Annotated in this window: 17 protein-coding genes; 6 read left to right on the plus strand and 11 right to left on the minus strand. The window is 73.5% G+C overall.

From position 1 onward, the window contains the following. The first annotated feature begins 42 nt into the window (after positions 1-42). Positions 43-1158: a LolA family protein gene (locus ACLQ2U_RS29535; RefSeq protein WP_425754174.1), complete on the plus strand. Its 1116-nt coding sequence runs from the start codon at positions 43-45 to the stop codon at positions 1156-1158. Positions 1159-1371: 213 nt separating this feature from the next. Next, on the plus strand, positions 1372-3678 hold the full coding sequence (locus ACLQ2U_RS29540) for a HelD family protein (protein WP_425754175.1): 2307 nt from the start codon (positions 1372-1374) through the stop codon (positions 3676-3678). A gap of 147 nt (positions 3679-3825) precedes the next feature. Here ACLQ2U_RS29540 and ACLQ2U_RS29545 read toward each other — a convergent pair whose 3' ends face one another. Then, positions 3826-4245, minus strand: coding sequence for a hypothetical protein (locus ACLQ2U_RS29545; protein WP_425754176.1), 420 nt, complete (start codon positions 4243-4245; stop codon positions 3826-3828). 97 nt (positions 4246-4342) lie between these two features. Continuing rightward, entirely contained in the window at positions 4343-4645 is a 303-nt protein-coding gene (locus ACLQ2U_RS29550; RefSeq protein ID WP_425754177.1) for a hypothetical protein, read from the minus strand. Between the two features lie 79 nt (positions 4646-4724). Between ACLQ2U_RS29550 and ACLQ2U_RS29555 the strand changes: the two genes are divergently transcribed. Beyond that, positions 4725-5096, plus strand: a complete 372-nt coding sequence (locus ACLQ2U_RS29555; RefSeq protein WP_425754178.1) for a hypothetical protein — start codon at positions 4725-4727, stop codon at positions 5094-5096. A gap of 77 nt (positions 5097-5173) precedes the next feature. Here ACLQ2U_RS29555 and ACLQ2U_RS29560 read toward each other — a convergent pair whose 3' ends face one another. From ACLQ2U_RS29560 to ACLQ2U_RS29570, 3 genes are all read right to left on the minus strand, one after another. Further along, positions 5174-6136, minus strand: a complete 963-nt coding sequence (locus ACLQ2U_RS29560; protein WP_425754179.1) for a sporulation protein — start codon at positions 6134-6136, stop codon at positions 5174-5176. Positions 6137-6250: 114 nt separating this feature from the next. Then, entirely contained in the window at positions 6251-7027 is a 777-nt protein-coding gene (locus tag ACLQ2U_RS29565; RefSeq protein ID WP_425754180.1) for a DeoR/GlpR family DNA-binding transcription regulator, read from the minus strand. A gap of 44 nt (positions 7028-7071) precedes the next feature. Beyond that, a complete protein-coding gene (locus tag ACLQ2U_RS29570; RefSeq protein WP_425754181.1) occupies positions 7072-9120 on the minus strand; it encodes a beta-galactosidase in 2049 nt (682 codons plus the stop codon). Positions 9121-9410: 290 nt separating this feature from the next. Here ACLQ2U_RS29570 and ACLQ2U_RS29575 point away from each other — a divergent pair, with 290 nt between their 5' ends. The 3 genes from ACLQ2U_RS29575 to ACLQ2U_RS29585 all read left to right on the plus strand — a co-directional run bounded on the left by ACLQ2U_RS29575 (position 9411) and on the right by ACLQ2U_RS29585 (position 12261). Further along, positions 9411-9803, plus strand: a complete 393-nt coding sequence (locus ACLQ2U_RS29575; RefSeq protein WP_425754192.1) for a YciI family protein — start codon at positions 9411-9413, stop codon at positions 9801-9803. A 3-nt stretch (positions 9804-9806) separates the two neighbouring features. Next, on the plus strand, positions 9807-11075 hold the full coding sequence (locus tag ACLQ2U_RS29580; RefSeq protein ID WP_425754193.1) for an RNA polymerase sigma factor: 1269 nt from the start codon (positions 9807-9809) through the stop codon (positions 11073-11075). Between the two features lie 223 nt (positions 11076-11298). Further along, positions 11299-12261 (plus strand): TIGR03557 family F420-dependent LLM class oxidoreductase, encoded by a 963-nt coding sequence (locus ACLQ2U_RS29585; protein ID WP_425754182.1) that lies wholly within the window; start codon positions 11299-11301, stop codon positions 12259-12261. Positions 12262-12474: 213 nt separating this feature from the next. On the opposite strand, the gene ACLQ2U_RS29590 is transcribed toward ACLQ2U_RS29585, so the two are convergent. From ACLQ2U_RS29590 to ACLQ2U_RS29615, 6 genes are all read right to left on the minus strand, one after another. After that, positions 12475-13578, minus strand: a complete 1104-nt coding sequence (locus ACLQ2U_RS29590) for a hypothetical protein (protein ID WP_425754183.1) — start codon at positions 13576-13578, stop codon at positions 12475-12477. After that, on the minus strand, positions 13575-14135 hold the full coding sequence (locus ACLQ2U_RS29595) for a SigE family RNA polymerase sigma factor (protein ID WP_425754184.1): 561 nt from the start codon (positions 14133-14135) through the stop codon (positions 13575-13577). The genes ACLQ2U_RS29590 and ACLQ2U_RS29595 overlap by 4 nt, the downstream gene beginning before the upstream one ends. A gap of 218 nt (positions 14136-14353) precedes the next feature. Continuing rightward, a complete protein-coding gene (locus tag ACLQ2U_RS29600; protein WP_425754185.1) occupies positions 14354-15163 on the minus strand; it encodes an endonuclease/exonuclease/phosphatase family protein in 810 nt (269 codons plus the stop codon). Between the two features lie 9 nt (positions 15164-15172). Beyond that, complete coding sequence (locus ACLQ2U_RS29605) at positions 15173-16666, minus strand: phosphatase PAP2 family protein (protein WP_425754186.1); 1494 nt, start codon at positions 16664-16666, stop codon at positions 15173-15175. Between the two features lie 77 nt (positions 16667-16743). Next, on the minus strand, positions 16744-17745 hold the full coding sequence (locus ACLQ2U_RS29610; protein ID WP_425754187.1) for a YihY/virulence factor BrkB family protein: 1002 nt from the start codon (positions 17743-17745) through the stop codon (positions 16744-16746). Continuing rightward, positions 17738-18745 carry a diacylglycerol/lipid kinase family protein gene (locus ACLQ2U_RS29615; protein ID WP_425754188.1) on the minus strand — a complete coding sequence of 336 codons (1008 nt, stop codon included), beginning with the start codon at positions 18743-18745 and terminating at the stop codon, positions 17738-17740. The genes ACLQ2U_RS29610 and ACLQ2U_RS29615 overlap by 8 nt, the downstream gene beginning before the upstream one ends. Positions 18746-18995: the final 250 nt, after the last annotated feature.

Genomic DNA, 18995 nt, shown 5'->3' on the forward strand with positions numbered 1-18995 from the left:
CTCACAGCACCGGCGGGGCAGGATGGGCGCAGGAGGTGCGCCATGTCCGTACTGAACAGCCGTCCCGCCCTGCGCTGGCTGGTGCCGCTGGCCGCGGCGGTGACCGTCGTCGGCGGAGGCGCCGCGGTCGGCACGTTCGCCGCCAACGCCGATCCCGCGCTGCCGCCGCGCAGCGCCGCCCAGCTCCTGGTCGACCTGCAGACCGCCCGCCTGGACGGGCTCTCCGGCACCGTGGTGCAGCGCGCCGACCTGGGGCTGCCGCCGCTGGCCGGCCTGGTCGGGGGCGACGACCTGACCGGGGTGCTCACCGGCACGCACACCCTGCGGGTCTGGTACTCCGGGCCGGACAAGCAGCGGGTCGCGATGCTCGACACGCTCGGCGAGCGGGACGTCATCCGCTCTGGCCGGGACGTCTGGACCTGGGACAGCCGGGCCAACACGGCGGTGCACCGCACCCTGCCCGAGTCGGCGGACCGGGCCCCCGACGCGTCGCTGCCGGCCACCCCCAAGGAGGCCGCCGACCGGGCGCTCGCCGCGGTCGACCCGAGCACCGCGGTCACCATCGGCCGCTCCGCCACGGTCGCCGGGCGGGACGCGTACGAGCTGGTGCTCTCCCCGCGCGACGAGGCGTCCCTGGTGCACCAGGTGCGGATCGCCATCGACGCGAAGGAACACGTCCCGCTGCGCTTCGAGGTCTTCGCCGACGGCACCGACCAGCCCGCCTTCGAGCTGGCCTTCACCCAGGTCGACTACCGCCGCCCGGACGCCGACCAGTTCGCCTTCAACCCGCCGCCCGGGGTCAAGATCACCGAGGCGCCGGCCGGCCCGCCGGCGGACGCCGAGCGCCGGGCCGCGCCGCGCCGGCCGGACGGCACGGACGTGCGTACCGTCGGCACGGGCTGGACCACCGTGGTGGTGGCGCGGACGGACGCGGCCGGCCTGGGCGACCCGAAGCGGACGGCGGCCGACCCGCCGCGGCCCGGGGCCGCCGCGGGCCCGGCGATCGACCTGCTGAACGGGCTGCCGAAGGTCAGCGGGGACTGGGGCAGCGGTCGGCTGCTGACCGGGAAGCTGTTCAGCGTGCTGCTCACCGACGACGGGCGGCTGCTGGCCGGCGCGGTGACGCCGGAGCGGCTCTACCAGGCCGCGCGGGGCTGACCACGGAATCGACGCTCGGGGGTCCGGGCCGGCGGGAGCCGGTGCGGGCCCCCGTTCGCGCGTGCGTCGGCGCGGCGGTGTGACGTGATCGTGGGAGGACCGGCACGCTTGGTACCGCGGCTCGCCGCGCGGTATCTTCAACAGTTCCCAGACGCAAAAAAGGAATGGCCTCGACGCCATTCCTCGCGGAATTCTAACTGACGAGGAGACGGCTTGTCAACGCACTCCGGCGGTTCCGGCGAGCTGCAGCAGCACGACGACGAGATCGGCCGCGAGCAGGAGTACGTCTCGGTGCTCTACGGCCAGCTGGACGGCATGCGTGAGCAGGCCGCCCGACGGCTCACCGAGGAACTGCGGACCACCGGCGGCACCCTGCAGGCGCGGTCCCAGCGCGACAGCGCCGTCCGGATGTACGCCGACCAGGTCGAGCAGTTCTCCGCCGTGGAGAACGGCCTCTGCTTCGGCCGCCTCGACGGCTCCGACGGCGCCCAGCACTACATCGGCCGGATCGGCATCTTCGACACCAGCGGCGACTACGACCCGCTGCTGATGGACTGGCGCGCCCCGGCCGCCCGCCCGTTCTACCTCGCCACCGCCGCCAGCCCCCAGGGTGTCCGTCGCCGACGGCACCTGCGGACCCGGCAGCGCAAGGTCACCGGCCTCAACGACGAGGTGCTGGACATCGCCACCGCCTCCCCCACCGCCCACGAGGAGCTGACCGGCGAGGCATCCCTGCTCGCCGCGCTCAACGCCGGGCGGACCGGCCGGATGCGCGACATCGTGGAGACCATCCAGGCCGAGCAGGACCGGATCATCCGCGCCGACCTGCCGGGCGTGCTGGTGGTCCAGGGTGGCCCGGGCACCGGCAAGACCGCGGTGGCGCTGCACCGGGCGGCGTACCTGCTCTACACGCACCGCCAGCAGCTCTCCACCCGCGGCGTGCTGCTGGTCGGGCCGAACGCCACCTTCCTGCGCTACATCTCGCAGGTGCTGCCGGCGCTGGCCGAGACGGGCGTGCTGCTGCGTACCCCCGGCGACCTCTTCCCCGGCGTCAGCGCCGGGCGGGACGAGCCGGCGGAGACCGCCGCGCTCAAGGGGCGGGCGGTGATGGCCGAGGTGCTCGCCGCCGCGGTGCGCGACCGGCAGTGGGTGCCGGCGGAGCCGGTGGAGATCGAACTGCCCCAGGGGGAGATGCTGCGGCTGAACCCGGAGACCGTCCGGGAGGCCCGCGACCGGGTCCGCCGCGCCGACCGGCCACACAACCTGGCCCGCGCGCTCTTCGACATCGAGATCGTGCACGCCCTCGCCGCGCAGGTCGCCGAGCGGATCGGCGCCGACCCGCTGGGCGGGGAGAACCTACTGGAGGAGGCGGACCGCGCCGAGATCCGCCGGGAGCTGCGCGAGGAGCCCGAGATCCACGCCGTGCTCGACCGGCTCTGGCCGGTGCTCACCCCGCAACGGCTGCTCGCCGACCTGTACGCCTCGCCGGACCGGATCGCCACCGCCGCGCCGATGCTCACCGGCGCCGAGCGGGCGCTGCTGCACCGCGAACCGGACGGTGGCTGGAGCCCGGCCGACGTGCCGCTGCTCGACGAGGCCGCCGAGCTGCTCGGCGAGGACGAGCGGGCCGCCGCCGCCCGCCGGGAACGGGTCCGCTCCTTCCAGCGCGAGTACGCCGAGGGCGTGCTGGAGATCGCCCGCGGTTCCCGCTCGATCGACGTCGAGGACGAGGCCGACGGCGGCGAGATCCTCGGCGTCACCGACCTGCTCGACGCCGACCGGCTGCTGGAGCGGCAGGAGGAGGCCGACCACCTGACCACCGCCCAGCGGGCCGCGGCCGACCGGAGCTGGGCGTTCGGCCACGTCATCGTCGACGAGGCGCAGGAGCTGACCCCGATGGCCTGGCGGCTGCTGATGCGCCGCTGCCCGAGCCGGTCGATGACCATCGTCGGGGACGTCGCGCAGACCGGTGCCCTGGCCGGCACCCCGTCCTGGGCCGAGGCGCTGGAGCCGTACGTGTCGCAGCGGTGGCGGCTGGAGGAGCTGACCGTCAGCTACCGCACCCCCGCCGAGATCATGGCGGTCGCCGCCGAGGTGCTCGCCGAGATCGACCCGGCGCTGCGCCCGCCCCGCTCGGTACGCGAGAGCGGGATGCCGCCGTGGGACCGGACGGTCGCGAGCGACCGGCTCGCCGCCGAAGTGGTCGAGGCGACCACCCGGGAGGCCGCCGGGCTGGAGGACGGCCGGCTCGGGGTGATCGTGCCGGCGGGTCGGGCCGACGAGCTGGCCGCCGCCGTGGTCGCCGCGCTGCCCGAGGTTGCCGTCGGTGAGCAGCCCGAGCTGGAGAGCCGGGTGGTGGTGCTCACCGTCGGCCAGGCCAAGGGCCTCGAGTTCGACTCGGTGCTGGTGGTCGACCCCGACCGCATGGTGGCGGAGTCCCCCCGCGGCCGCAGCGACCTCTACGTCGCCCTCACCCGCGCCACCCAACGCCTCGGCATCCTCCGACCCACCCCCGCCTGACCCACGTCCGGCCCGGCGGGGCGTCCCGGCCGGGGCGTCGCGCCGGTCGGCGTCTCTTCAAGATCGTGCCGGATCCGGGAAGTAGTGGCCTCCCACACAGGCGAGGCCACTACTTCCATGCTCGAGCGCGATCATCGCGGGAGCGGGTCAGCCGGGATTCGCCCGATCGTTGGTGAAGTTGCCCACCTGGCTGCCGCTGGCGGACTTGTCGCTGGTGGGGCCGCCGGCCGGGGTGCTCAGGCCACCGGTGGTGGCGTCGCCCGTGGTGGTCGGAGCCACCACGCCCCGGTGGCGTTCCGGCTGGCGGGCCAGCCGGCGGGCGCTCGCCGGGCCGGCGGTGCCGCCGGTCGTGGTGATCGCGCCCTGGCCCCGGGTCGGGCCGCCGTCGCGCAGCACGTTTGCATCGATCGGCACGTCGGCCGGGTCGTCCGGGTCCTCCTCCTGGATGACCCGGGTCTCGTCGGTGCGCGGCACGGTCACCTCGTCGAGCGCCCCCTCGCCGTACACGCCGGCGGTGAGCCGCTCCTCGGCCTTGCGGGCGGACTGTCGCTTCGGGTTCTCACGCACGCTCATCACCTCGCAGAACTAGCGGTAATCCACTGCCTGCCCGTGCAGGCCCCCAGCAAACCCGCAGGCCGTGGCCGATCAGGACGTCCACACCGGTTCACCGCGGCGCCTCCCCGGTGCCCGCCTGCCCGCCGCCGAGGCTGCCGAGGCTGACCGTTGGGTTGGCGGGCGACTCCGGCGCGACCACGGTCTCCGCCAATTGGCAGTTCCTCGGCGTGGACGGGATCATCACCGGCGACCCGGACCCGCTGATCGGCGTGGCCATCCGCAAACGGCCTGCGCTGACGTACCCCGCCGGTGGCACTCCCCCCGCCGGGTGCCACCAGCGGCGGCTCATCCGGCGGCGGGTCGGTGTTACCTCCCCCGGGCCCTCGGGTAGGCGCAGGGTCCCCCGCCGCACCAGGCGAACCGTGCCGCGGCCGACCCGCGGTAGCGGGGCGAGGGAATGGCAGTACTCATCAAATCCTGAGGAGGACCAGATGAGCACGCAGGCTGCATCCACCAGGTCGATGAACCGACCTCAGGAGGCGCCGAACCGGGCGACGATGGAGGAGACCACCCGTCCGATGGCGGTCATGCCCGACGGGCGCCGGCAGGACATCCAGGCACCGGGCACGGAGACCAAGCCGTCGTTCGCGACGACCGAATTCTGGGTCTACGTCGCCGGTGTGATCGGCGTGCTGGTCGCGTCGTATCTGGTCGGCAAGAACGCGGTCGGGGTGGACATCTTCCGCGCCCCGCAGGCCTGGTTCTTCATCACCGTGCTGACCATCGGATACCTGGGTAGCCGGGGTCTGGCCAAGGCCGGCAGCAACTTCCGCAGCGGTGCCGAGCGCACGGCCCGGCACTGACCCGACGAGATCAACTCCTGAGAACGGTGGCCCCCGGGACGCCTCCCGGGGGCCACCGCCGTCGCTGGGTCAGCGGCTCACTCGAAGTCGCCGCCGAAGTCGCCGCCACCGAAGTCGCCCTCGAAGGCGTCCCCGATCATCTCGCCGGCCACCAGGCCACCGGCCACACCGAGCGCCGCCCCGGCGACCGCCCCGCCCATGCCGTGACCGCGGCGCCCGTGGCCGTACCCGTGCGGGGCGCCGAAGCCGGAGGCGCGCAGGCCGCCGTAGCGGGAGGTGGTCTCGCGCAGCCAGCCGTCGACGACCTGGGCCCAGTCGACCCGGTCGGCGTCGGCGTGCGAGACGGCGTAGCGGCCGAACGCGTCGTGGCCGGGGCTGAGGAAGCCGCCGCGCTTGTCGCATTCGAGGATCACCTCGACGCCGTGCGGGCTGGTCACGAAGGTCAGCTCGACCTCCCGCACGGTCTGCGCGTACTGCGGCGCGGCGAAGAACTCGATCTCCTGGTAGAACGGCAGCGTCTGCTGGGTGCCACGGATGTGGCCGCGCTCCAGGTCGGCGTGCTTGAACCGGAAGCCGAGCCGCTGGAAGGCCTCCAGGATCCGCTCGTGCACCGGCAGCGGGTGCACGTTGACCTGGTCCAGGTCGCTCTTGTCCACCGCCCGGGCGATCGCCAGCTCGGTCCGCAGACCCATCGTCATGCCGCGCAGGCGCTGCCCGTAGACGTCGGTGATCGGGGTCTCCCACGGCACCGGCAGCTGGAACGGGATGGCGAGCTGCTGCTTCGGCGCCAGCTGGAGCGGGCCGCTGACCGCCATCCGCTGGAACTCCATGATGCCGGCGTACTCGGTGTCGCCGCCCTCGATCTCGACCCGGGTGACCAGGGCGACGGTGATCTGCTCGATGTTGGCCAGGGCGTCCCCGCCGACGATGTTGACCTGGCCGTCGAGGGCCAGGCCGGGCCGGGTGTTCGGGTTGGCCAGGACGGTGTCGACGCTGGGCCCGCCCACGCCGAACGCGCTCAGCATCTTCTTGAAGACCATCGGCACTCCCGTTTCACCATCGGCGTGCTACACCCTGAAGCACACACGGCACGCAGAGCACCCTAACCGGTACGGCTGTGAAGTGCCTGGGACACCAGCAGGCCCCACCGGGTGTCAGTCGACCTCGACCACGACCAGTTCGCCGACCTGCTCGCCGATCTGGCGGCGCCCCTCCGCCGGCAGCTTCCCGTCGGTGATCAGCACGTCGGCCTCGTTCAGCGGCGCGATGGTGGCGATCCCGATGGTCTCCCACTTGGTGTGGTCGGCCAGCACGACGAGCCGCCGGGCGGCGCCGATCAGCCGCCGGTTGACCGCCGCCTCCAGCAGGTTCGGCGTGGTGAAGCCGATCCGCGGACTTATCCCGTGCACGCCGAGAAAGAGCAGGTCGACGTTGAGGGCGGCGATCGCCGCCTCGGCCACCGGCCCGGTCAGCGCGTCCGACGGGGTACGGATGCCGCCGGTCAGCACCACCGTCTGGTCGGCCCGGGGGTTCTGATAGAGCGCGTCGGCGACCGGGATCGAGTTGGTCACCACGGTCAGCCCACAGACGTCGGCCAGGAGGGTGGCCAGCGCGGCGGTGGTGGTGCCTGCGGACAGCGCGATCGCCATGCCCGGTTCGACCAGGCTCGCCGCGCGCTCGGCGATGGCCCGCTTCTCGTCCTGCTGGCGGATCGACTTTGCCGCGAAGCCAGGCTCCTCGGCGGAGCCGGAACCGGCGAGGGTCGCGCCGCCGTGCACCTTGTCGACCAGGCCCCGCTCGGCGAGCACCTCGAGGTCCCGCCGGATCGTCATGTCGGAGACGCCGAACCGGCTGACCAGGTGACTGACCCGGACACCACCACGCTGCCGGATCAGCTCCAGGATGGCGCTCTGCCGTTGCTGGGCCAGCATCGGACCTCCTTCTCCGCGCGACGGACGGCGAAACGGTACGCGGCTCAGGCCGCCGCCGGGGCCCATGGCCCGGCGTCCGGGACCGGCCGGACGGCGGCACGCTCCTCCCGGACCACCGCCACCTCACCGGCCGGGACGACCAGGTCGCCCGCGCAGCGCGCCCCGTCGAGCAGTTCGGTGCCGGTGACGTCGAGGCGTACCTCGGTGTCGGTGTGGTTGACCACGAAGAGCCAGGACCGGTCGTCGCGGCGGCGCCGGACCACCTCCACCCCGGCCGGGGCGTCCACCGGCGGTCGGGCGCCGGATCCGGCCAGCAACCGGGCCACCAGGCGGTCGGTGGCCGCCTCGTCGAGCCGGGTGCCGACGTACCAGGCGGTGCCCGCGCCGACCCGGTGCCGGGTCACGGCGGGGACGCCGGGCAGCGGCCCGTCGGCGTACGAGGCGAGCACCTCGGCGCCCTCCGGGTGCAGCCACTCGGTCCACACGTCGGCGGTGGCGCCGTCGTCGAGGTGGACCCGCTCGCCGGCGCGCAGCGGGAAGAACTCCTCGGTACGGATGCCGAGCAGGTCCCGGAAGGCGCCCGGGTAGCCGCCGAGCCGGATGTGGTCGTGCTCGTCGACGATGCCGCTGAAATAGGTCACCAGCGCCGTGCCGCCGCCCTCGACGTACCGGCGCAGGGCCTCGGCGTCGGCGTCCCGGACCAGGTAGAGGGTGGGCACCAGGACGAGCCGGTAGCCGGTGAGGTCGGTCGAGGGGTGCACCACGTCGGTGGTGACGCCGGCTCGCCAGAGCGCGTCGTAGAGCGCCTTCACCCGGTCGGCGTACGTGACGCCGGCGCTGGGGTGGGAGTCCAGCTCGACTCCCCACCAGGCCTCGAAGTCGAAGAGGATCGACACCTCCGCCTCGACCCGGCTGCCGCGTACCTCGGCGATGGCCTTCAGGTCGGCGCCGAGCCGGCAGACCTCGCGGAACACCTTGGTGTCGGTGCCGGCGTGCGGGACCAGCGCGGAGTGGAACTTCTCCGCGCCGGCCCGGGAGGCCCGCCACTGGAAGAAGAGCACCCCGTCGGCGCCCCGGGCCACGTGGGCCAGGCTGTTGCGGCGCAGCTGGCCGGGGGTCTTGGCGACGTTGCGCGGCTGCCAGTTGACCGCGCTGGTGGAGTGCTCCATCAGCAGCCACGGGTCGCCGCCGGCGACGCCCCGGGTGTGGTCGGCGGCGAGCGCCAGCCCGAGGTACGACCGCGGGTCGGCGGCGATCAGGTAGTGGTCGTTGGCGACCACGTCCACGTCGGGCGCCCAGGAGTGGTAGTCCAGGTACTTGGTCCCGGTGCCGATCATGAAGTTCGTGGTGACCGGCTGGTGGACCCGCCGCTTCAGCACCTCGCGCTCGGCGCGCAGCTGGGCGCGCTGCTCGTCCGAGGAGAAGCGCAGGAAGTCCAGCTGCTGGGTGGGGTTGGCGAAGGTCGGCGCGGAGCGCGGCGGGTTGATCTCGGCCCAGTCGCCGTAGCGCTGGCTCCAGAAGGTGGTGCCCCAGGCGTCGTTGAGCGTGGCCAGGTCGCCGTAGCGGTCGCGCAGCCAGCGGCGGAACGCCTCGGCGCTGACGTCGCAGTAGCAATGCACGTTGTGGCAGCCGAGCTCGTTGGAGACGTGCCACAGCACCACGGCCGGGTGGTCGGCGTACCGGTCGGCGACGGCCTCGACCAGGGCGAGCGACCGTTCGCGGAAGATCGGCGAACTGGGGCAGTACGCCTGCCGGCCGCCGGGCCAGAGCATCGTGCCGTCGGCCCGGCGGGGCAGCGTCTCCGGGTGCCGGTGGGCCAGCCACGGCGGTGGGCTGGCGGTGGCGGTGGCCAGGTCGACGGCGATGCCGCCCTGGTGCAGCACGTCAAGGGCCCGGTCCAGCCAGCCGAAGTCGTACCGGTCGGGAGCCGGTTCGAGCAGGGCCCAGGAGAAGATCCCGACGGAGACTAGGTCGACCCCGGCCTGGTCCATCAGAGCCACGTCCTCGGCCCAGACCTCCTCGGGCCACTGCTCCGGGTTGTAGTCGGCGCCGTAGAAGATCCCGTCGCCCTGCCAGGTGCCGTCCTGTCGCATGACAGCAGAGCGTGCTCCTCCGGATGGACCACGTCAACACTTTCCAACATCGACAAGGTTGCTAATGTTGGTTCTCGGTGGATCTAGGTGGCATTCGCGGACGCCGACGCCCACCATCCCTGACGGCCCTTGGGCGCAGCGCAGGCGCTGCTGCTGGAGGTCACCGCGGTCGGCTGAGATTTCTCGGAATTTCTTCCCAACGGATGTCGAGAACCGGGGCGGCGGCTTCTACCGGAGGGTGAAAGCATCGAGAATCGGTGCGACACCGTGAGGAGCGAGCCGTGAAGTACATGCTGCTGATGCAGTTCAGCGCCGCCGGGACCGACTTCCCGTCGATCGAGACGTGGAGCCCCGAGGAGATCCAGGCGCACATCGGGTTCATGATCGAGACCAACGGCAAGCTCGCCGCCGACGGCGAACTGGTCCAGGCGGAGGGCCTGGCCGGGCCGCAGCAGGCGCGGATCGTCCGGGCCGGCGAGGGCGGCGCCCCGGTGGTCACCGAGGGGCCGTTCGCCGAGACCAAGGAGTTCCTCGCCGGCTGGTGGATCGTCGACTGCGAAACCCCCGAGCGGGCCGTCGAGATCGCCGCGCACGTCTCCGCCGCGCCCGGCCCCGGCGGCCGGCCGCTCAACATGCCGATCGAGGTGCACCCGATCATGTCGGCGCCGCCGCAGGAGCTGTAACGCCTGGACACCCCGGACCGCACCGTCGAGGACCTGCTGCGCGAGCTGGCGCCGCAGGTCCTCGGCGTGCTCGCCCGGCGGTTCGGTGACTTCGCCACCGCCGAGGAGGCGGTGCAGGAGGCGCTGCTGGCGGCGGCGACGCAGTGGCCGGTCGAAGGGCTGCCCGACAACCCGCGCGGCTGGCTGATCCAGGTCGGCCACCGGCGGATGATCGAACTGGTCCGCGCGGAGGTGGCCCGGCGCAACCGGGAGGACCTCGCCGCCCGCCGGGATCCGGCCGGCCGCGCCACCGCTCCGGGTGCGGACGAGCAGCTCGACGCGGACCGGGACGACACGCTGGTCCTGCTCTTCCTCTGCTGCCACCCCACGCTGTCGACCGGGTCCGCGATCGCGTTGACGCTGCGGGCGGTGGGTGGCCTCAGCACGGCCGAGATCGCCTGCGCCTTCCTGGTGCCCGAGGCCACCATGGCCCAGCGGATCAGCCGCGCCAAGCAGCGGATCCGCGATTCCGACGTGCCGTTCCGGATGCCCGACGTGCGGGAACGGCAGGCCCGGCTGGCCGCGGTGCTGCACGTGCTCTACCTGACCTTCACCGAGGGGCACACCGCCAGCCTCGGCACCGACCTGCGCCGGGTGGACCTCTCCGAGGAGGCGATCCGGCTGACCCGGGCCATCCACGCACTGCTGCCCGACGACAGCGAGGTGGCCGGGCTGCTCGCGCTGATGCTGCTCACCGACGCCCGCGCCGGGGCACGCACCGGCCCGTCCGGCGAGCTGATCTCGCTCGCCGACCAGGACCGGAGCCGGTGGGGCGCCACCTTCATCGCCGAGGGGACCGCGCTGGTCACCCGGGCGATGGCCCGCGGGCCGGTCGGGTCGTACCAGCTCCAGGCCGCGATCGCCGCGCTGCACGACGAGGCGCCCACCGCCGAGGCCACCGACTGGCCGCAGATCCTCGCCCTCTACGAGGTGCTGGAACGGCTCGCCGCCAGCCCGGTGGTCTCGCTCAACCGGGCGGTGGCCACGGCGATGGTGCACGGCCCCACCGCCGGGCTCGACGCGCTCGCCGCGCTGGCGGCCGACCCGCGCCTGGCCGGCCACCACCGGCTGCACGCGGCCCGCGCGCACCTGCTCGAGATGACCGGCGACCGGCAGGGCGCCATCGCGCACTACCGGGTGGCGGCCGGCGGGACGACCAGCCTGCCCGAGCAGCGCTACCTGATGATGCGGGCCGCCCGGCTGGCGAACGGGACGGTCGACACCGCGCCCTGACCGGCGCACGTGGACCGCGGCGGCCGGACGGTGGTCGTACCGGAAGGAGGTGGCCGGGTCCGCACGGACCCGGCCACCCGTGCCGTTCCAGCTGGCGATGAAGCCGAAGGTGGTGCTGGCACCAGCGCCGAGCCGGCCGTTGTGGTCGAGCCGGACACCGGAGGTTGACCGGCGCGGGCCCGGGTATCGGGGGACGATAGGTCGGACGGAAGGAGAAACCAGGATGGTCACCGTCGGCTACACCCTGATGTGCGAGCAGGCCGGCCCGAAGCAGCTGGTCGACTATGCGGTGCGGGCGGAGGCGGCGGGCTTCGACCAGCTGGTGATGTCCGACCACTACTACCCGTGGCTGGACTCCCAGGGCCACTCCCCGTACGCCTGGTCCGTGCTCGGCGCGGTCGCCCACGCCACCACCCGGGCCGAGCTGATGTCCTTCGTGACCTGCCCGATCCGCCGGTACCACCCGGCCGTGGTCGCGCAGAAGGCCAGCACCGTCGGGGCGCTCTCGGACGGCCGGTTCACCCTCGGCCTCGGCGCCGGGGAGAACCTCAACGAACACGTGGTCGGCGGCTGGCCCCACGTGCAGCAGCGGCACGAGATGTTCGAGGAGGCGCTGCAGATCATCCGGCCGCTGCTCAACGGCGAGACGCTGACCTTCTCCGGCAACCACTACGACGTCCCCGAGGCGTACGTCTGGGACCGGCCGGACCTGCCCGTCCCGATGGCCGTCGCGGCCTCCGGGCCGTCGTCGGCCGCGCTCGCCGCCGAGTACGCCGACGGCCTGGTCTCCACCGAGCCGGACCCCCGGATCATCCAGCTGTACGACGACGCGGGCGGCGCCGGCCAGCCCCGCTACGGACAGGTGGCGATCTGCTACGGCCCCGACGAGGCCGAGTGTCGCAAGCTCGTGCACGACCAGTTCCGCTGGTTCGGCATGGGCTGGAAGGTCAACGCCGACCTGCCCGGCCCGGAGGCGTTCGCCGCGGCCACCCAGTACGTCCGCGAGGACGACGTCGCCGAGGGCATCTCCTGCGGTCCGGACGTCGACCGGCACGTCGAGGCGTTCCGGAAGTTCGTCGACGCGGGCTTCACCCACGTGGCGATCGTGCAGGTCGGCGGCGAGACCCAGCCGATGTTCCTGGACTGGGCACAGGAGGAGCTGCTGCCCCGGCTCCGAGAACTGTGAGGTGAACCGGTGCGCATCGGCAACATGGAGATCCGCCCTGCCGGCGGCGGCCTCGGCTGCCTCCTGATGATCCTCTTCTCGATCCTCGCCTCGGTGGTGCTGACCGTGCTGCTCAACCTCGTCCTCTGACCGCCGGCCCGACCGGGTCCCGACGAACCGCCCGCCACGCCCGGGCCGGCTGCGCACCGCACGCAGCCGGCCCGGGCGCCGGCGTCAGAGCGGACGCCAGCCGCCCGGCGTGTCCGGCTCCGGGACCAGGCGGATCGAGGCGGCGAAGGCCAGGGCGGCGTCGCGGCCGCCGAGCAGGGCCAGGCCGCCCGCCGAGATGACCCGGACCTCGGCGAAGCAGGGCGAACAGGAGTCCGCCAGCCGCGCCACCTGGTAGACGCCCATGCTGTGCGGGGACTCGTCCACCACCCAGGCGGGGCGTCCCGCGACGGTGACGCGGGTGCCCCGAACTCCCGGCTCCTCCCGGCTCACCTCGACGGTGACACCGTCCGGATCCTCTCTCTCCGCGGGGCCGGGGTGATAACTGAGCTGCGCCCACTGCCAGCGGCCGTCCCTGACGCTGACCGCCACGCTGTACAGCCCGACCCCGGCGGGGATCCTGATCGGCGCCACCGGCACGGTGACCCGTTCCGGTTCCCAGACCAGCCCCTCCGCCACCCGCCGGAGCACCTCGGCGGGCCGCTCCAGGTTCTGCGCCCAGAGGACGGCCCAGGCATCGGGGGCGTACTCCCAGGAGAGCGTGACGTCCCGGCCGTCCCGGCTGGTGTACAACCAGGCCTTCCGCCCCCGCACCGGGTCCACCGGAGTCCCCGGCGCGCCCTGCTCCGGCACCGGCACGGACGTCCGCCCGTCCCAGACGACGAGGAACCTGCTCCTGTCCTGCCCGCGCACCCCCACCTTCACGTTGAGCATCCGGTGGGCCGACGGGTCGGTGAGCTGGATCCCCTGGCTCGTCGCGCCTCCGCCGAACGTCTCCTCGGGCAGGCCCTCCGGCTGCCAACCGAGGCGGAACAGCCGCTGCGCGGGATCCAACGTCCGCGGCGCCTCGGTCGGCGGACCCGCCGTCGGGCTCGCCGTGGGCGGGCCGCCTCGGTCGGCCGGGGGCGCGGCCGGTCGTACCCCGAGCAGCGCTGTCGCCCCCAGCAACGCCACGGCCGTCACCGCGGCGGCGGCCCCCACCGCGAGGCGTCGGCGCCGCCGCACCGCCCGCTCCCCCGCGGCCAGCAGGTGATCCGGGGTCAACGCCCCCGGGGACAGGTCGTCCGCGGCCCGCACCAGCAACTCCCGGACCTGCGCCTCCTCGCTCATCGGTTCACCTCCGTCGCGTCCCCCAGCGGCAACCGGCGGCGCAGCGCCGCCAGCCCCCGCGCGGTCTGGCTCTTCACGTTGCCGGTCGAGCAGCCCAGCACCTCGGCGGTCTGCTCCACGCTCAGGTCGGCGTAGAACCGCAGCACCAGCACCACCCGCTGACCCGCCGGTACCTGCGCCAACGCCGCCCGCACCGCCACCGAGTCCACCACCGACTCCGCCGGACCCGGCGGCCCGCCGCGAACCTCCGGCTCCGGCGCCCGGTCGAACAACTGGACCCCGAACCAGCGGGAACGACGCTCCTGCCGGAACGCGTTGACCAGCATCCGGTGCACGTACGCCCCGATGTCGTCCGCCGCCCGCACCCGGCTCCACTTCACGTACAGCTTGGTCAGCGTCTGCTGCACCACGTCGTCGGCGCGGTGGGCGTCACCGCCGGTCAGCAGGTACGCCGTCCGCCGCAACTTCGGCGTCATCGCCGTGACGAACTCGACGTAGTCCTGCCGTTGCCCGACCTGCATCGACCACTCCCCGTCCCGGACTCCGGCGGCCCTCACCGTACGGATGGCGCCGGCACCGGCAACGGTTGCACCGCGACTCATCGCGGACCTCGGACCGGCCGCCCACCGGTCGTCTCCCCCAGCTGTCCGACCCGCATCGACCACTCCCCGTCCCGGGGCGGGCGCCCCTCACCGTACGGATGGGGGCGGGGCGGGGCGGGGCGGGGCGGGGCGGGGCGGGAAACGGTTGCACGGTCCCGTCCGGTCCGATCTGGTCAGGCCGGGTCGAGGTCCAGCTCGGCGACGACCGGATAGTGGTCGGAGGCGGTGTCGGCGTCCCCACCGCGGACCACCCGGACCTGCCTGGTCAGCGCGGCCACCGGCGCCGTGCCGAACAGGTAGTCCAGCCGCATTCCGGCGAACTCCGCCCCGCCGAACCGGGTCGGCACGGTGAGCCCGTCCTGCTCCGGCGCGCCGGCGCCGCACGACGGGTAGAGGTCGACCAGGCCGGCCGCCAGCAACCGGGACACCGCGCGGGTGTCGACGGTGCGGCCGTCCCGCCGCAGGTGCCGTCGCCGGTAGAGGGCCGGTAGGCCGGCCAGGCGGTCGGCGTGGTCGACCGCCGGGTCGAGCGTGTTGAGGTCACCGGCGAGCAGCGCCAACGCTCCCCGGCTGGGCCGCACGGCGGCCACCAGCCAGTCGGCCTCCATCCGCCGTCGGCCACCGGAGTACGGGTCGAGGTGGGTGCTGACCATGGTCAGCGGACCCGCCCCGGTGGCCAGCACCACCCGCGCGGCGGCGTGGTGGAACGGCCGACGCACCGGCCCCGCGGCCAGCACCCGCAGCGGCGGGCGGACCAGCACGGCCACCGGCTGCCCGAACCAGGAGCGGGCCAGGTGGGGCGACATGCCCACCCGGCCCGCGACGTCGGCCAGCAGCCCACCCCGGTCGAAGTCCCGCAACTCCTGCAGGGCCAGCACGTCCGGGCGCTGGTCGGTGACGACCCGGACCACCCGGTCCAGCCGGTCGGGTCCGGTGCGGTCCCGACCGCCGGTCCTGATGTTCCAGGTCATCACCCGCAGCATGGGCGGCGCTCAGTCCACCCGGGCGGCCTTCGCCAGCTCATCGTCGAGTTCGCCGACCTGCTCCGACCCGATGGCCGGCTGGTTGCCCTCGTGCACGTCGGCGTTGGGGCGGATCGCCCAGTAGAGCAGCCCGACCCAGGGCGCGCTGAGCAGGATCGCGCCCATGAAGTCGGTCGGGTGGTGCATGCCGCGGTACATCCGGGACACGGCGACCCCGACCGGCATGATCACTGCGATCGCCACCAAGAGCCAGCGCCACCAGCGGTCGGTGCGGACGAACACGATGATGGCGATGGCCGACCAGAGGCAGATGGTCGCCGCGATGTGCCCGGACGGGAAGGACGACGTGGGCATCTGCCCGTCCAGGTTCTCCACCTGCGGACGGGGTCGGTCGACGGCCCGGGCGGAGGCCAGGAAGAGGGTCAGCTCGCCGAACATCGCCAGCGCCACGAAGAGCACCGGCCGCCAGCGCCGCCAGACCGCCAGCACCAGCGGGCAGAAGACCAGCGAGATCAGCAGGATCGCGTGGGTGTCGCCGAACTTGCTCCACCACCAGCTCAGGTCGGTGAGGGTGTCGCTGTGCCGCTCGGCGAACCAGCGCGGCACCTCGGTGTCGAGGGTGTCGAAGAAGGTGCCCTTGGCGTGGTAGCTGACGAACATGCCGAAGCCGTACAGCGCGCCGAAGACGATCACCCAGCCGACCAGCAGCTCCGCCACGGTGGAGCGGGGGTGCTCCAGCAGGTGTTCCTCGGCCGGGGCCGGGGAGATCTCCTCACCGGCCTCCGGCTCCAGGCCCTCGGAGAGCGGCGGCACCGACCGGCCGCGCTCGCGCCGCCAGAGCCGGAAGGCGTACGCGGTGACGCCGAGCCAGGCCGCGCCGAGCAGCCAGCCGGCGAGCACGTCGGAGACGAAGTGCACGCCCAGCGCGATCCGGGTCAGCCCGATCAGCGTCACCAGCACGGCGACGATCGCGATCGCCGGCTTGCGCCACTTCGGCGACATGGCCGGCAGGAAGACCAGCAGCAGCGCCCCGTACGCGACGAAGGAGCCGAGCGCGTGCCCGCTGGGGAAGCTGTTGCCCGGCGCGCTGGCGACCGGCACGTCGACCACCGGGCGCAGCCGCCCGACCAGGGTCTTCAGCGACGGGTCGAGGATGAGACCGCCCACCCCGGTGATGATCAGGTACACGGCCAGCCGGGACTGGCGGCGGATCAGCAGGCCGACCACGGCGATCGTGACCAGCCAGATCAGCACCGGCCGGCCGCCCAGGTCGGTGATCGCCTGGAGCACGGTGACCAGCGCGTGGTGCGGCGCGACGAGCCCGTTGAACCACTCGGCGGCCTCGTGATCGGCGTGCTGCAGCGGACTCCACCTGAACCGCACCAGCATGAGCAGCAGGCCGAACCCGACGCCCCCGCCGGCCACGGCCAGCAGCCCGGCGATGCTCCGTTCGGCGAAATGGCCGAGCGGCCGTCGGGCCGTCTTCTCCTTGACCGCGGTCACTCCGCACCTCCCTTGTCCTCTGGCGAGGCGCTGTACCCGATCGGCGTTCCCGGTACACCGGGTGCCCGCGCGTCGGGTCAGAGGGCGGTCATCTCACCGGTGTCGAGCATCTCCGCCCGCTCGGCCTCGGGCTCCCACAGGTCGGGCTTGGCCGGCTCCTGCACCCCGATCCGCATCGCCTCCAGCTGGGCGGCGAAGGCCAGCCCGCCGAAGAGCGCCATGCCGGTCAGGTTGGCCCAGAGCAGCAGGGCCATCATCCCGGTCAGCGCGCCGTAGGTCTGCCCGAACCCGTCGCTGAGCTTCACGTACCCGGCGAGCAGCAGGCTGGCCAGCCACCACAGCGCGGTGGCGATGCCGGCGCCGAAGAAGAGCCAGGACAGGCCGGGCTGGTTGCGCCGCGGCGCGTGCCGGAAGAGCACCGCCACGGCGACCACGGTCAGCCCGAGGCTCAGCGGCCACCGGACGACGTCCCAGGCGCCGTTGGCGAACTCGCCCCACTCGTAGTGCCGTTGCACCGAGTCGCCCATCGCCCCGCCGCCGACCAGGATCAGGAACCCGGTCAGCGCGGGGACGCCGGCGGTCACCGCGAGGACGGCGGCCCGGACGTACTTCGCCAGGGCCGGGCGGTCCCGTTCGACCCCGTAGATCCGGTTTGCGCCCCGTTCGATCTGGGCCATGGTGGTGGTGAGCGCGACCAGGCCGGTGAGCAGACCGAGGGTCAGCGCCACCTCGCCGGCGCGTTCGGTGCGTTCGCCCCCGCCGAGCAGCTCCCGGACCACCGATTCGCTCTGCCCGGGGGTGAGGGCCAGCACGGTGTCGGCGACCACCTGGCCGCCCTCCGCCACGCCCAGCTCGGTGATCAGACCGGTCAGCGCGATCATGAACGGCACCACGGCGAGGCAGAGCTGGAGGGCGAACGCCCGGGAGTGGCTGAACCCGTCGCCGTAGCGGAACCGGATGAAGGCGTCCCGCAGCAGGCACCAGCCGCCCTGCCGGCGCAGGGTACGCCAGGCGTCGTCGGCGGAGAGTTCGTCCTCCGACATCAGCCGGGTCTCGGGGACGAGCTTGGTGCTACTCACGGCGCGCCTCCTCGACCAGTTTCTCGCCCCGCTTCGCCGCCGCGTCGGCGTTCACCGACAGGTCGGGGTGACGCTCCGGCCGCGGCACGCAGAGCCAGAGCGACTCCGGCCTGATCTCGGCCTTGAGCGAGCGGCCCGGGTCGATCAGGTCGCCGTCGAGCTGGCGGGGCTGCGCCCGGTTGCTGGTGATCTCGACCTTGCGGGCCCGGAACACCTCCATCCGGGGCACGCTGCCGCGCCGGCGTACCAGAGCCCAGCCCATGGCCACCCAGTGCCCGAGCGTGCGCGGGGTGAGCACGGCGACGTCCAGCCAGCCGTCGTCGGGCTCGGCGTCGGTGAGCAGCCGTACGCCGCCCTGCAGCCGGCCGACGTTGGCGATCAGCACCGAGCGGGCCCGGCGGCGCATCGGCGGCCGGTCGTCGATCCTGATCGAGACCCGCATCGGCCGGTCCCGCAGGTGCTTGGCGGCACCCATGATGTACGCCGGCCAGCCGATCCGGGCCTTGGTGGTCTCGGAGGTGGAGTCGAGCATCTGGGCGTCGAAGCCCATTCCGGCCATCACCGCGAAGTACTGGTCGTCGACCGCGCCGACGTCCAGCCGGCGCAGGCCGCGCTCGACCGCGACCTCCAGGCCGGCGGCGAGCTCGTTGGAGAGCCCGAGGTTGGCGGCGAGCAGGTTGCCGGTGCCCTGGGGCAGCACGGCCAGGGCGGCGTCGGTGCCGACCAGCCCGCTGACGCAGGCCATCACGGTGCCGTCGCCACCGCAGGCGAAGACCACCTCGGCGCCGTCGGCGACCGCCCGCTCGGTCTGGCCCCGGCCGGGATCCTCGACCGTGGTCTCGTGCCAGGCCGGCTCGGGCCAGCCGGCCGCCGCGAGAGCGTCGTTCACCGTACGGCGGAACTCGTCGAGATCGGTCACCTTCGCGGGGTTCACCACCACCGCGGAGCGCGGGGCGGCGTCGTCAGCGGTCACCGGGCGCTTGTGCTCTCCACCATCCACGGCGCAAGTGTGCAGCAACAGGGGCCGGGCAGCGAGCCGACAGGGCGGGAGGTTGCGTGTGCCGCAAACAGGTTTCAACGGGCCGCCGCCGGGCCGTGGCCTGCCGGTGGCCGCCTTTCAGCAGTGAATAAGGCGGGAACCCCGGCCGTTTACGGCCGGGAGGAACGCCGTCACGGACCTGGATGCTTCTGGTTCTCGATGTACTCCTTGACCACGCCCAGTGGGGCACCGTCGCACGAGCCGGCGAAGT

The sequence above is a fragment of the Micromonospora sp. DT47 genome (assembly GCF_049844475.1).
Lineage (GTDB): Bacteria > Actinomycetota > Actinomycetes > Mycobacteriales > Micromonosporaceae > Micromonospora.

Coding starts and splice junctions, on each gene's coding strand:
- ACLQ2U_RS29535 (WP_425754174.1), top strand. CDS start 43: ATGTCCGTACTGAACAGCCGTCCCGCCCTGCGCTGGCTGGTGCCGCTG.
- ACLQ2U_RS29555 (WP_425754178.1), top strand. CDS start 4,725: ATGAGCACGCAGGCTGCATCCACCAGGTCGATGAACCGACCTCAGGAG.
- ACLQ2U_RS29560 (WP_425754179.1), bottom strand. CDS start 6,136: ATGGTCTTCAAGAAGATGCTGAGCGCGTTCGGCGTGGGCGGGCCCAGC.
- ACLQ2U_RS29565 (WP_425754180.1), bottom strand. CDS start 7,027: ATGCTGGCCCAGCAACGGCAGAGCGCCATCCTGGAGCTGATCCGGCAG.
- ACLQ2U_RS29570 (WP_425754181.1), bottom strand. CDS start 9,120: ATGCGACAGGACGGCACCTGGCAGGGCGACGGGATCTTCTACGGCGCC.
- ACLQ2U_RS29575 (WP_425754192.1), top strand. CDS start 9,411: ATGCTGCTGATGCAGTTCAGCGCCGCCGGGACCGACTTCCCGTCGATC.
- ACLQ2U_RS29585 (WP_425754182.1), top strand. CDS start 11,299: ATGGTCACCGTCGGCTACACCCTGATGTGCGAGCAGGCCGGCCCGAAG.
- ACLQ2U_RS29590 (WP_425754183.1), bottom strand. CDS start 13,578: ATGAGCGAGGAGGCGCAGGTCCGGGAGTTGCTGGTGCGGGCCGCGGAC.
- ACLQ2U_RS29600 (WP_425754185.1), bottom strand. CDS start 15,163: ATGCTGCGGGTGATGACCTGGAACATCAGGACCGGCGGTCGGGACCGC.